Source organism: Undibacterium sp. FW305-107 (assembly GCF_058788535.1).
In genome coordinates, this window is sequence record NZ_JBYTAV010000006.1 from 1 (window position 1) to 11677 (window position 11677).

Annotated in this window: 8 protein-coding genes; all 8 read left to right on the top strand. The window is 47.7% G+C overall.

Translation table 11 applies throughout. From position 1 onward, the window contains the following. The first annotated feature begins 225 nt into the window (after positions 1-225). Positions 226-1665 carry a tetratricopeptide repeat protein gene (locus tag AC3WQT_RS14045; protein WP_492704578.1) on the top strand — a complete coding sequence of 480 codons (1440 nt, stop codon included), beginning with the start codon at positions 226-228 and terminating at the stop codon, positions 1663-1665. A gap of 347 nt (positions 1666-2012) precedes the next feature. Then, positions 2013-2717, top strand: coding sequence for a SapC family protein (locus AC3WQT_RS14050; protein WP_492704579.1), 705 nt, complete (start codon positions 2013-2015; stop codon positions 2715-2717). 86 nt (positions 2718-2803) lie between these two features. Continuing rightward, positions 2804-3397, top strand: a complete 594-nt coding sequence (locus AC3WQT_RS14055) for a class I SAM-dependent methyltransferase (protein WP_492704580.1) — start codon at positions 2804-2806, stop codon at positions 3395-3397. Positions 3398-3410: 13 nt separating this feature from the next. Further along, complete coding sequence (locus AC3WQT_RS14060; protein ID WP_492704581.1) at positions 3411-5030, top strand: tetratricopeptide repeat protein; 1620 nt, start codon at positions 3411-3413, stop codon at positions 5028-5030. A 141-nt stretch (positions 5031-5171) separates the two neighbouring features. Further along, on the top strand, positions 5172-6437 hold the full coding sequence (locus AC3WQT_RS14065; protein ID WP_492704582.1) for a glycosyltransferase: 1266 nt from the start codon (positions 5172-5174) through the stop codon (positions 6435-6437). Between the two features lie 599 nt (positions 6438-7036). After that, positions 7037-8881 carry a type I secretion system permease/ATPase gene (locus AC3WQT_RS14070; protein WP_492704583.1) on the top strand — a complete coding sequence of 615 codons (1845 nt, stop codon included), beginning with the start codon at positions 7037-7039 and terminating at the stop codon, positions 8879-8881. Positions 8882-8883: 2 nt separating this feature from the next. Further along, complete coding sequence (locus AC3WQT_RS14075; RefSeq protein WP_492704584.1) at positions 8884-10239, top strand: HlyD family type I secretion periplasmic adaptor subunit; 1356 nt, start codon at positions 8884-8886, stop codon at positions 10237-10239. Beyond that, complete coding sequence (locus AC3WQT_RS14080) at positions 10239-11609, top strand: TolC family outer membrane protein (protein WP_492704585.1); 1371 nt, start codon at positions 10239-10241, stop codon at positions 11607-11609. Before AC3WQT_RS14075 ends, AC3WQT_RS14080 begins: the two co-directional genes overlap by 1 nt. The last annotated feature ends 68 nt before the right edge of the window (positions 11610-11677 follow it).

The window sequence follows — 11677 nt, forward strand, 5'->3', positions numbered from 1 at the left end:
CCCATGCAGCAGGGAGAGAATATCCTCCCTGTTGTGTAAAAATAAAAAACCCACCTCTGGAAAGCGGTGGGTTTTTTTATAAATCATTAAATCGACCAGTGACGAATAATTCTTGATGAAGACTCATTGTTAAAGTCTGCAATTCCTGGTAACTCTTTGGTAGCATGTTGATCAATAAATGGCGAATCCTTATTTTTGCCACTTTGCATAACGACAAAAAAGACAATGAAAAAACTGAGTCGCAATGATCCCTGCTCTTGTGGCAGCGGGAAAAAATATAAGCAATGCTGTATGGCTGCAGATGAAGCAGCAAATGCGCAAGCGGATAAACAAAAACAGCAAGTACAAGACCAGATTGCTACCTGGCTGAACCAGGGCATGACACTGCACCGTAGTGGAGAAATTGAAGCTGCCAGAAAGATTTATGAGCAAATCTTACAGATCAAACCAGAACATGCAGATGCCTTGCATTTATACGGAGTGACTGCTCACCAGCTGGGAAATTATGTACAAGCGATACAATTTATCCAGCAATCATTGCAGATTAATCCCCAGAATTTTTATGCACTGAACAATTTGGGATCAGCACTGCGGGAATCCGCACAGTTGGGGCGCGCGCTGGAATGTTTTCAGCAAGCCTGTAAACTCAAGCCTGACTATGCTGAGGCGCATAGCAATATAGGTAATGTGTATAAAGATATGGGAAGGCAGGACGAAGCTATATCGGCTTACAGACATGCAAACAGTTTGAATATGTCATTAGCTGAGCCCTGGAATAATCTGGCGCTGATTTATCAAAAACGTAAGGAATTAGGCCTTGCCATACAATATGCAGAACGCGCAGTCGCATTGCAGCCAAATCTGGCGGAGATTCATAATACCCTGGGTAATATTTATAAAGATGCTGGTCAGATTGCACAGGCATTGAACAGTTATCAAAGCGCCGTTACCCTAGATCCACAACATGGTAATGCCCTTCATTTCATTCATGTACTCAATGGTCAGACCAGCAGCCAGGCACCGGTGAGCTATGTCAGCAAGATATTTGATGATTATGCCGAACGCTTTGACCAGCATCTGCAAGAGGTGCTGGAGTATCAGATTCCCGTTGTCATTGGCAAAGAACTCAGGAAATTACGCGTTACTGGCGCAAGCGCATGGCGCATACTTGATCTGGGATGTGGTACAGGGCTGGTGGCAAAAGAACTCGCCGCTATGGCAGTGCAGTTGGTAGGCGTTGACCTATCCGAAAAAATGCTGTTAAAAGCCCAGGCCAGGCAGATTTACCACAGACTGATTAAGGCAGATTTGCTCACCATGACGCAGCAAGAAGCAATGGCAAGTTATGAAGTGGTGGCGGCGGCTGATGTATTTGTGTACTTGGGGCAACTTGATAAAATCATCCTAGAGGTCAGTCGCTTATTGGTTGCAGATGGCCTGTTCGCTTTTTCTGTTGAAGCTGCTGATGAAGACCCGACTCAGAGAGGGAACAGCATAGGCTATATGCTGCGCAGCAGTGGCCGCTATGCGCATCAATTGAGTTATCTGGACAAGTTGGCATCTGAGTATGGATTTACGTCCTTACAATGTTCGCCACAAACCATCCGAATGGAAAATTTGCAAGCCATTCCCGGGTATCTGTTGCTCTGGCGAAAACAGACCTAAGGCATCTCACAAAATTAATTTTGTGCTATTGCCTTTCCAAATTAAAAGAATGAAGCACCGACGACAACTGCTTGAGTTATTCGGGGAGTGGTGCGGTGTGCCTTAATTTTGAAATAAGCTGCGGCTTAATACCGGTAGTTGTGCTGAAAAAAGCGCCATCACTTTATCCTGCTGATACAATACTGCACTTGATTTTGACCGAAGCGCCTTCATTTCAGCGTAAGTAATCGTGTTGTGCGTGTTGTGATCAAAATAAATAATGATTTGCGATTTAATGCCATCTAAGCTTGGCGCTTAACCCATGCCATCAATGGAAATGGGCTTTTTCTAGTTATTGGAGTTTTACTATGTTTCAAAATGCTCAAACCCTGGACAAGAACCTGCATGGCTCTTTGCGCTTTCAACCTGCTGCAGACTTTGCGTTTGCCCGTGGCCTGACCACTGCCCCTCTGGCACCGACAGAAATTCCTGAAGCAGCTCAGTTCTATCCTATTTTGTTCTCGCAATCCGGCTTGCTCAATGCAATCGCAGTTTTGGGATTGAGAGAGCGCAATGTTTTCCTGAATGAAAAAAATCAATGGACTGACACTTATGTGCCTGTTCATGTTCGCCGCTATCCATTCATCCTGGGTCGTATTGGTGATACGGATGACTACGTGCTGGCTGCTGATATGGACGCACCACAGTTCAACACTAAAGAAGGTGAACTGGTATTTACTGAAAAAGCAGAATTCAATCCTAGCTTCGGCAAAGTATTGGAATTGCTGAACAGCTATGAGAAAAATCTGCGTGAAGGCCGCGTTATCTTGAATGAGCTGGAAACCACAGGCGTGTTGGTTGCTAAAGACCTCAACTTCCGTGAAGGCAACGAAGTGCACCTGATCGGTGGTTTCCGTATTGTTGACCGCGAAAAAGTCATGGCACTTGACGACGCCACACTGGCACGCTGGGTACGCAGCGGCTTGATGTCTCTGCTGGAATTGCATTGGGCATCTTTCCAACACCTGCCGAAAGTCGCATTGGCATCTTCACGTCCAGATCAGGTTCAATAATCTGTATTTGACTTGCATTAGAATGTGAATGGAAAATGGGGCCTGTGCCCCATTTTTCTTTTGGATCAAATTACAAGGTGAATGCTTTGAAATTACTACACGTAGGCTGCGGCCCGCAAAACAAGTCAGGTACTACACCTTTTTTCCAGTCAGATGAATGGCAGGAAGTGCGTTTCGATATTGATCCCAAGGTCAACCCTGACATACAGGGCACTTTAACCGATATGAGCGCCGTTGAAACAGGCTCTATCGATGCGGTTTATTCATCGCATAATATTGAGCATCTGTATCCGCATGAAGTACCCGTCGCGCTTAAAGAAATCATGCGCGTACTCAAAGATGATGGCATCTTTGTGGTGACCTGCCCGGATATGGTGTCTGTCTGCAAGCTGGTGGCTGAAGATAAATTGCTGGAACCCGCCTATATCTCCCCGGCAGGGCCGATTGCACCGATCGATATTTTATATGGACACCGTGCTGCCATGGAGAAAGGTAATTTGTTTATGGCCCATCGCTGTGGCTTTACCCAGAAAGTACTGATGAATACCCTGGCTGGCGCAGGTTTTCAAACGGTAGTAGCTGCTTCACGTCCCTCTGCTTTTGATTTGTGGGCAGTGGGTAGTAAAAGTGCCAGACCTATTCTCGAGGTTGAAAATTTATTGCGTGCGCAATTGAAATAAGCAGTATTTGCTGATGATGCAAAAGAAAAAAATAAATACTGCGGCCAAAGGAGTCAGCCCTACTGCCCAGGCAGGCAAGGCTGCGCAGTTGTTACAGCAGGCGCTGGCCTTGCATCAGACGGGTAAGCTGGCTGAGGCAGAAGCCATTTATCAGCAAATACTGCTGGCGGATGCCAGGCATTTCGAGGCCTTGCAATTTTTAGGGATGATCAAGCGCAGCACAGGTGAACTGGAGCAGGCGCTCGATTTGCTCACAATGGCTGCATCCGTCAATCCGGCCAATACCATCATTCATGCCTCGCTTGGTAATGTCTTGCTGGATCTGCAGCGTCATGCAGATGCCATTGTCAGCTATGACCGTTTTCTGTTATCCATGCCAGACTTTGCCGAAGTCCTGAACAACAAGGCAAATGCACTCAGTGCTGTGGGACGTGAGGCCGATGCCATGGCCTGTTACGAGCAGGCGCTGCTTAAACAGCCAGATTTTCCCGATGCCTATTTTAACCGGGGCAATCTTTACATGGATATGCGCCAATATGCGCTGGCTCTGCACGATTATGAACAAGTGCTGCGCACCAATGCGTCCCATTTTCAAGCCTGGAATAATCGTGGCAATGCGCTCTTGAAGCTGGAAAGACTACCAGAAGCATCGCAAAGTTATCAGCAGGGATTAAGCATTGCACCAGGCAATGCAGAGTTGCATGGCTGTCTGGCCAATCTCTATAAAATCACTGGAAAATTAAATGAAGCTGTTCAGCATTATGCCAAAGTGCTGGAGCTGACTACGACTGGTTTCCCCAGGCAAAATGCCGCGCTGCAACTGGTAATTTTGCATCATGTGTTTGGCAATCCGGCAAATGTAGACGCTTTGTTGCAAGTGGCAAAAGGCATGCTCAACAATGCGCTTATCAAAGATAAAGGTTCTTTGATCTACTGCGCCTTCATGTTGAAAATACAGTCGTGGTGGCAAACTTACAGTCAGCAGGCGCAATTCCCGCAAGCGCAAGGCGTACTGTATGTCATAGGGGAAAGCCATATGCTGTCGGCTCATAATCTGGTCGTCAGTTATGGAGGGCAGCATTTGCAATGTAAGGGATTGTGGATAGAGGGATGTACGCAATGGCAAATCGGTAAAACCAAGGCTAATCATTACCAGCAATTACTGGCAGATTATCTACGGGTAATACCTGTAGCTTCCAGCGTATTGATCACTATAGGCGAAATTGATTGTCGCATCGATAGCGGCATCTTGAAAGCCAGCAAAAAATCTACTGCTTCCGCCGAAATTAATCTGACACAACGCGTACACAATACTATAGCCGCCTATCTGGACTTTATTGCTGCCCAAGCGCAACCGCGCCAGCTCAAGTGCATCATCAGCGGCGTACCAGCCTATCATATGAATGAAAGTGGCTGTGCTCAAGATGAGCTACAAGAGTTTGGTCAATTCCTGTCCCTGTTCAACACCAGCTTGAAGCAGCAAGTATTAGCGAGAGGCATGAATTTTCTGGATGTTTTTGCCATGACCGATAGCGGTAGCGGTAAAGCCAGCCAGCAATGGCATATAGATGAGCATCACCTACGTCCTGACGGCATTCTTGAGGCATTTTCCCGTCATTTGCTTACAGCATGAAATTGCCTGCAGCAAGACACATTTGCATGCTTCCCCAGAGCTGATTAGCGTTTATACTGTAACAATTTTCCAAGTTCGTATTCCTACTCAATTTGCGCTATGAAAATCCTGTTTGTTCACCAAAATTTTCCAGGTCAGTTTGTGCATCTTGCGCCCGCTCTGGCTGCCGATCCAGCGAATGAAGTTGTCGCACTGTCCATGCAAAAGGCTGCGCCAGCACTATGGAATGGGGTCAAGGTATTTTCATATCAGCTTACCCGTGGTACCAGTGCTGAAACACATCCGTGGCTGGCGGACAGTGAGCCAAAAGTCATCCGCGGTGAAGCTGCCATGCGTGCAGCACTGCAATTGCGTGAACAAGGTTTTGTGCCTGATGTGATCATTGCTCACCCTGGCTGGGGTGAGAGCCTGTTCTTGAAAAAAGTCTGGCCCAAGGCCAAACTAGGCATCTACGCAGAATTCTTTTATCACGCACAAGGTGCGGACGTCGGCTTTGACCCTGAGTTTTCTTCCAATGCCATTGAACAGGCCTGCAAGATACAACTCAAGAATATCAATAATCTCTTGCATATAGAAATAGCCGATGCGGCTATTTCCCCTACACATTGGCAAGCCAGTACCTTTCCCGGTGCCTTTCGTGAGCGCATCAGCGTCATTCATGACGGTATCAATACGGATATGATCGCTCCCAATCCTGGTGTGGCCTTGACCTTAGGTGGCGGATTGAAGTTGACGCGGGATGATGAAGTCATTACCTTCGTGAACCGCAATCTGGAGCCGTACCGCGGTTACCACATCTTCATGCGTGCCTTGCCGCAGATACTGGCGCAACGTCCCAACGCGCACGTCCTGATGGTGGGTGGTGATGATGTCAGTTATGGTGCCAAGTCTGAAAGTGGGAAATCATGGAAAGAGATTTTCCTCAACGAAGTGAGTGCTCAATTGCCAGAGAGTGCGCGCCAGCGTATCCATTTCCTTGGTAATATTCCTTACCAGCACTTCATTCCCTTACTGCAATTATCACGCGTCCATGTCTACCTGACCTACCCCTTTGTACTGTCGTGGAGCTTGCTTGAAGCCATGAGTGCTGGGTGTGCCATTGTCGCCTCCGATACCCAGCCTTTGCGTGAAGCCATACGCCACAACGAGACAGGCAGATTGGTAGATTTCTTTGATGTAAAAGCTCTAAGTCAGGAGGTCTGTGATTTGCTGGACCAGCCAGAGGAAAGACAGCGTTTAGGTGAAAATGCCCGTCGTTTTGCCTGTGAATTTTATGACTTGCAAAGAGTGTGTTTGCCTGCTCAACTGGAATGGGTATACGCGCTCGGAAATGAAACAAAAGTTAACATTCAAAATGATATATCTGCACAGTCGCTTGTAAACACTGTCGTAATTGAGTTAAAATAAAACCGTAGCCAGCAAGACCATTAAGAACTCAGCGCCCCGCAACGGATATTGCGGGGCGTTTTTTTTGCTTCTGCTCATCATCATTCTTTATCTTCATTGTGCCCGTATGCACAATTTGCTCACTCAACACCTTTTAGCTCATGCCGTACTAGGCGTATTCCCTGGCTAAATCATTTGGTCTTGTGTATGCCGATGTGACTAATATCACTTTGCTTCATGCTAAGCATGTTTTTAGGTGTAGAAAAACATGTCAATTAAATAAATTCTGGATTTTTCAAAAATTCTTGTCATGCCCCATATATGGGGAGTATGCAGAAATTACCAATAGCTTCACAGTCAAATTGGAGTAATTTTTTATATACAGGGGGGGGTATGCAAAATATACATGCTTCGATACACGAAACACGTTTTAAAAGCGTAAAACTTGTGTTACGCTTTCGAAAAATGTGATGTACATCACATTTAATTGAGTTGTGAACAGGGATAATGCCGCCTTGCCTTAAAAATGCAGATGAATTTGTTTTCTACAAACTTTATTCATCAAGTGGCCACCTTTTATATTGCGATGTTTTTAGCACTTCAGTGTGCAAAGAATACAAATGATCTCGAAATTAAAACTTCCACAAACTGAAATTGCACAGGTCCTGATGACCTTTAAAAGTGCTTTCAGGACCGTTGGCATTTTCAGTGCCATCATCAACCTGTTGATGTTAGCACCTTCCCTGTACATGTTACAGGTTTACGATCGCGTTTTGCAAAGCCGCAACGAAATCACATTGTTGATGTTGACATTGCTGATGTTGGGTGCTTATGCCTTGATGAGTGCGCTTGAATATATCCGTAGCTTTGTATTGATACGTCTCGGCGCCAAGCTCGACATGCAAATGAACAAGCGCATTTATACTGCTGCATTTGAACAAAACCTGAAGCGTGGTGGTGGCAATGCTGGCCAGGCTTTGCAGGATCTGACACAGATTCGCCAGTTCCTCACAGGTGCTGGCTTGTTTGCCTTCTTTGATGCGCCATGGTTCCCGTTCTACCTGGCCGTGATTTTCATGTTTGACACCTACCTGGGTTTGTTTGCTCTGGCTGCGGTGATCGTCATGGTGATCCTGGCGTACGCCAATGAAGTCGTCTCCAAAAAGCCTTTGACTGAAGCCAATACCATGGCCATCGTCTCTAGCAATCTGGCCACCAACAACCTGCGCAATGCGGAAGTCATTGAAGCTATGGGTATGTTGCCTAACCTGATGTCGCGCTGGTTCAAATTGCATGGTCGTTTCTTGCAGTTGCAGGCAGAAGCCAGCGAAAAGTCAGGCATTATCACCGCCTTGAGTAAATTTGTTCGTGTTTCGGTACAGTCTCTGGTACTCGGTTTTGGTGCTTTGCTGGTCATTGAAGGCAAGATGTCACCAGGTATGATGATTGCCGGTTCTATCCTGTTGGGTAAGGCGACTGGCCCTATTGATCAACTCATCGGTGTATGGAAACAATGGAGTACAGTCAAAGGTGCCTATGGCCGCTTGAATGAATTGCTGGCATCCAACCCACCTCGCCAGGCGGGTATGGATTTACCTAAACCACTCGGTGCTTTGTCTGTTGAGGGTGTAACTGCTGCGCCTCCTGGCTCTACCGTTGTTGTTGTCAAAGGCCTGTCCATGGCCCTGCAACCAGGTGATGTACTTGGTGTGATTGGCCCTTCAGGTTCAGGTAAATCCACGCTGGCACGTTTGCTGGTCGGCGTCTGGCCTGCTGCTGTCGGCAAGGTGCGTCTGGATGGCGCAGACATCTATCAATGGAACAAGGACCAGCTTGGACCAAATATCGGTTACCTGCCACAAGACATAGAATTGTTTGGCGGTACGGTAGCAGAAAATATTGCCCGTTTTGGCGAAGTCGATTCTGAAAAAGTCATCCTGGCTGCCAAGCGCGCTGGTGTACACGAATTGATTTTGCATTTCCCGCAAGGCTATGACACCCGTCTGGGTGATGGCGGTGCCGGTTTGTCCGGTGGTCAAAAACAGCGTATCGGCCTGGCCCGTGCCATGTATGACGATCCGTCCCTGCTGGTACTGGATGAGCCGAATTCAAATCTGGATGATGCTGGTGAGCAAGCGCTTGTGATGGCGGTCAATGATTTGCGCCAACGTGGCAAAACAATCGTGCTGATCACTCATCGCACTACTATCCTGGGCGCTACCACCAAGCTTCTGTTGTTACGCGACGGTGTAGCTCAGGCCTTTGGCCCGCGTGACCAGGTATTGGCTGCGCTGAATCAGGCAAATCAACAACAGGCACAGCAGATGCAACAAGCCCAGCAGGCTGCTGCGGCACAACAGGCAGCCCAGCAAGCTCAGGCTCAGAACAGTCTGCAGTCCGCAGCTTCAGAGCCGCCAGCAGATACGCAGGCAAGAATCAATGCCACAGCTGCAGAAGAGGAATAATCATGAAAAATGCATTGGTAAAAAAAGGTGATGTCACGGATGTGGCAACGCACAACGTAGAAATACTTGAAGTCAACACAGATGCACGTGGCTACTCCCGCCTGGGCTGGATCATTATCCTGATCGGCGTGGTTGGTTTCCTGTTGTGGGCATTTACAGCGAAGCTTGACAAGGGTGTGCCCATGAGTGGCAACGTCGCCGTCGCGTCCAGCCGCAAAGTTATTCAGCATCAGACCGGTGGTACTGTCGATGAAATTCTGGTCAAGGATGGCGATGTCGTTAAAGAAGGCCAGACCCTGTTGAAGATGAATTCTGTCAGTGCCAAATCAACTGCAGAAATCACCCGGGTGCAATTGTTTACTGCCCAGGCAGTAGAAGCCCGTTTGCTGGCTGAACGTGCCGGTGCAAAATCCATCAGCTTCCCCAAGGAACTGGATGAGGCAAAAAGTGATAGCCGTGTAGCCAACACAATTTTGCTGCAACAGCAATTGTTCACTACCCGCCAGATATCCATGCAAAGTGAGTTGGGTGCAGTCGATGAAAATATCGCTGGCTTGAGATCGCAATTGAAGGGGCTGGAAGAATCCATGGTCAGCAAAAAGCAGCAACAGGTGTTCCTCAAGGAGCAGCTTGATGGTATGCGTGACCTGGCCAAGGAAGGTTATATCGCCCGTAATCGCCTGCTGGATTTGGAACGTACTTATGCACAGGTAAATGGCAGTGTTTCTGAAGACCTGGGCAATATGGGCCGTGTGTCACGCCAGATCATGGAACTGGGCTTGCGCAAATCCCAGCGTCAGCAAGACTATCAAAAAGAAATCCGCACGCAATTGTCTGATGTGCAAAAAGAAGCAGAAGCTTTGCAAAACCGCCTGACTGCACTGGACTTTGATCTGAACAATGTCATGGTAAAAGCACCCGTGGCTGGTACCGTAGTTGGCCTGAATGTATTTACCAAAGGTGCAGTTGTGCCTAGCGGTTTCAAATTGATGGAACTGGTTCCTCAGGACGACGCCCTGATCGTGGAAGCCATGTTGCCAGTCAATCTGGTTGACAAGGTTCATGCTGGTTTGAAAACCGAGTTGATTTTCTCTGCATTCAACACCAATACCACGCCACACATCCCTGGCATCATTACCCAGGTATCGGCTGACCGTACGGTAGAAGAAAGAACCGGCCAGGCTTTCTATAAAGTGCGTGCTGAAGTCGCACCTGAAGGCAAAAAGCTGATTGCCAACCTGAATATTCGCCCAGGCATGCCTGTTGAATTATTCGTCAGCACTGGTGGCCGCACCATGATGAACTACCTGCTGAAACCGATTATTGACCGTGCCCATTCCGCAATGACTGAGGATTAATGATGAAAAAATCATGGAAGCGCCTTAATCTGATCGCAGCTGCCTGCGGCATACTCGTGATGTCGGCAAGTCAGGTTCATGCCATGGGCCTGGTGCAGGCCTATGAAGCAGCACTGATCAATGACCCGACTTACCGTGCCGCTGTTTCTGAAAATGTCGCTGGGAAGGAATACCGCAAGATAGGTCGCGCAGGTTTGCTGCCGACCATACAATACTCCTATGGCACCAGCAAGAACAGGGCAGAAATCACCTCGCCGTCGACGAATTTCCTGGGGCAGCCAACTGGCGGATTTACAGAGAGTAATTACGACTATACCAGTATCACCAATTCCGTTTCGTTGCGCCAGGTATTGTTCAGCCTGGATACAGCTGCACGTTATAAACAGGGTATAGCGCAGACCAACTATAGCGATGCCATCTTTTCGGCACGTAGCAAGGACTTGATCATTCGTTTGACGACGGCCTATGCTGATGTCAAATTTGCCGAAGATCAGCAGGACTTGTTCCGTGCCCAAAGAGATGCTTACGCTGAACAAAAACGCATTAATGAGCGCATGTTTGAAAAAGGTGAAGGCACCAAGACAGACATGTTGGAGACCCAGGCAAAGCTTGATGTTGCCGAGGCTCAGGTGATAGAAGCGCAAGACAATTTACTGAATGCAAGAAACGCTTTTTCTGCCATCGTCGGCAGTGAAGTAAATCAACTTGACGGCTTGCGCCCTGAGTTCACCGTCATGCCCGTCACTCTCTCAAGTTTTGAAGAGTGGATGACGATTGCAACAGAAAACAATCCTGAGATAGCAGCTGCTAAATATTCAGTAGAAGCGGCCGAGCTGGAAATCAGCAAGGCCAAGGCAGGCCATACACCAAGACTGGAACTCAATGCCGGTTACAATCGTGGCTTGTCTGACAGCATCACGACACGTACGCAAGATCAGACGATCAAAAGCGTCGGTGTGCAATTGGTGATACCGATTTATTCTGGTGGTTATGTCACGGCAATCAGTAACCAGGCCATTGCCAACCGCGACAAAGCCAAGGCCGATCTGGATGCAACCCGGAATAGAATCTCGATAGAATTGCGCAAGCAATTTAATGCGATACAAACCAGCTTGACGAAAATCAGCGCCTTGCAAAAATCGGTTAATTCAGCGACTTTGCTGGTTGAAGCAACCAAGCAAAGTGTCAAGGGTGGTGTCCGTATCAATCTTGACGTGCTCAGCTCCGAGCAACAACTGGTCGCTACCAAGCGTGACCTGGCGCAGGCCAAGTACAATTACCTGATCAGCTTCCTCAAGCTGCGTGTCACCGCTGGCAATATTACTGTGGATGATGTGCAGACAGTTGCTGCTTATTTCTCACCCAACTGATATTGACTAAGACTGTAGCCAGGAATTAAATCTGGTAGCAAGTCAGACACTAAGTTAGCAGAAATAAA

Excerpts from the sequence above, each read along its gene's own strand:
- AC3WQT_RS14050 (WP_492704579.1), top strand. The coding sequence starts at position 2,013 with ATGTTTCAAAATGCTCAAACCCTGGACAAGAACCTGCATGGCTCTTTG.
- AC3WQT_RS14070 (WP_492704583.1), top strand. The coding sequence starts at position 7,037 with ATGATCTCGAAATTAAAACTTCCACAAACTGAAATTGCACAGGTCCTG.
- AC3WQT_RS14075 (WP_492704584.1), top strand. The coding sequence starts at position 8,884 with ATGAAAAATGCATTGGTAAAAAAAGGTGATGTCACGGATGTGGCAACG.
- AC3WQT_RS14045 (WP_492704578.1), top strand. The coding sequence starts at position 226 with ATGAAAAAACTGAGTCGCAATGATCCCTGCTCTTGTGGCAGCGGGAAA.
- AC3WQT_RS14060 (WP_492704581.1), top strand. The coding sequence starts at position 3,411 with ATGATGCAAAAGAAAAAAATAAATACTGCGGCCAAAGGAGTCAGCCCT.
- AC3WQT_RS14080 (WP_492704585.1), top strand. The coding sequence starts at position 10,239 with ATGATGAAAAAATCATGGAAGCGCCTTAATCTGATCGCAGCTGCCTGC.